The sequence below is a fragment of the Megasphaera vaginalis (ex Srinivasan et al. 2021) genome (assembly GCF_000478965.1).
In the GTDB taxonomy this organism is placed as follows: Bacteria; Bacillota; Negativicutes; order Veillonellales; family Megasphaeraceae; genus Megasphaera; species Megasphaera vaginalis.
The window spans coordinates 1-1,866 of the sequence record NZ_AWXA01000023.1; the positions used below are offsets into that span (position 1 = coordinate 1).

The 1,866-nt window shown below is 52.5% G+C and carries 1 rRNA gene; it reads left to right on the forward strand.

The features are described from left to right. Window positions 1-184 precede the first annotated feature (184 nt). Window positions 185-1,752 (forward strand): 16S ribosomal RNA (locus HMPREF1250_RS04285). Window positions 1,753-1,866: the final 114 nt, after the last annotated feature.

Consider the following 1,866-nt stretch of genomic DNA (forward strand, 5'->3'; position numbering starts at 1 on the left):
CAAAAAAGATCTTGACAGACTAGGAATAGTTTGGTAAGATAAACGAGTCGCCAAACGGCGGCATGGCCTTTGAAAACTGAACAATGCAACGAATGAAACGCCAGAGTGCAGGTCTCAAGAAATTGAGACGTCAAAAGTAAGACAACAATAACATCGAAATGAGCACAAGCTCTTTCCATACACTATCATGGAGAGTTTGATCCTGGCTCAGGACGAACGCTGGCGGCGTGCTTAACACATGCAAGTCGAACGAGAGATGAAAAGAAGCTTGCTTCTTTTGAGATCGAGTGGCAAACGGGTGAGTAACGCGTAAACAACCTGCCCTACGGATGGGGACAACAGTTGGAAACGACTGCTAATACCGAATACGCTCATAGAGCCGCATGACTTTATGAGGAAAGGATGGCCTCTATATTATGCTATCGCCGGAGGAGGGGTTTGCGTCTGATTAGCTAGTTGGAGGGGTAACGGCCCACCAAGGCGACGATCAGTAGCCGGTCTGAGAGGATGAACGGCCACATTGGAACTGAGACACGGTCCAGACTCCTACGGGAGGCAGCAGTGGGGAATCTTCCGCAATGGGCGAAAGCCTGACGGAGCAACGCCGCGTGAGTGAAGACGGCCTTCGGGTTGTAAAACTCTGTTATACGGGACGAATGTAGGCATGGTTAATACCCATGCGTAGTGACGGTACCGTAAGAGAAAGCCACGGCTAACTACGTGCCAGCAGCCGCGGTAATACGTAGGTGGCAAGCGTTGTCCGGAATTATTGGGCGTAAAGGGCGCGCAGGCGGTTCAGTCAGTCTGTCTTAAAAGTGCGGGGCTTAACCCCGTGAGGGGACGGAAACTGCTGAACTGGAGTATCGGAGAGGAAAGCAGAATTCCTAGTGTAGCGGTGAAATGCGTAGATATTAGGAGGAATACCAGTGGCGAAAGCGGCTTTCTGGACGAACACTGACGCTGAGGCGCGAAAGCCAGGGGAGCGAACGGGATTAGATACCCCGGTAGTCCTGGCCGTAAACGATGGATACTAGGTGTAGGAGGTATCGACCCCTTCTGTGCCGGAGTTAACGCAATAAGTATCCCGCCTGGGGAGTACGACCGCAAGGTTGAAACTCAAAGGAATTGACGGGGGCCCGCACAAGCGGTGGAGTATGTGGTTTAATTCGACGCAACGCGAAGAACCTTACCAAGCCTTGACATTGATTGACCGGCATAGAGATATGCCTTTCTTCTTCGGAAGACAAGAAAACAGGTGGTGCACGGCTGTCGTCAGCTCGTGTCGTGAGATGTTGGGTTAAGTCCCGCAACGAGCGCAACCCCTATCTTCTGTTACCAGCGAGTAGCGTCGGGGACTCAGGAGAGACTGCCGCAGACAATGCGGAGGAAGGCGGGGATGACGTCAAGTCATCATGCCCCTTATGGCTTGGGCTACACACGTACTACAATGGCTCTTAATAGAGGGAAGCGAAGGAGCGATCCGGAGCAAACCCCAAAAACAGAGTCCCAGTTCGGATTGCAGGCTGCAACTCGCCTGCATGAAGCAGGAATCGCTAGTAATCGCAGGTCAGCATACTGCGGTGAATACGTTCCCGGGCCTTGTACACACCGCCCGTCACACCACGAAAGTCATTCACACCCGAAGCCGGTGAGGTAACCGCAAGGAGCCAGCCGTCGAAGGTGGGGGCGATGATTGGGGTGAAGTCGTAACAAGGTAGCCGTATCGGAAGGTGCGGCTGGATCACCTCCTTTCTAGGGAGAGATAAGACAGCAGAGACGAACGTTTCTGGTACTGTCTTCGACTCTAGGTCGAGCATTCTGCCATTCGACATGCATTGTTTAGTTTTGAAAGGCCAAGAACCTTTC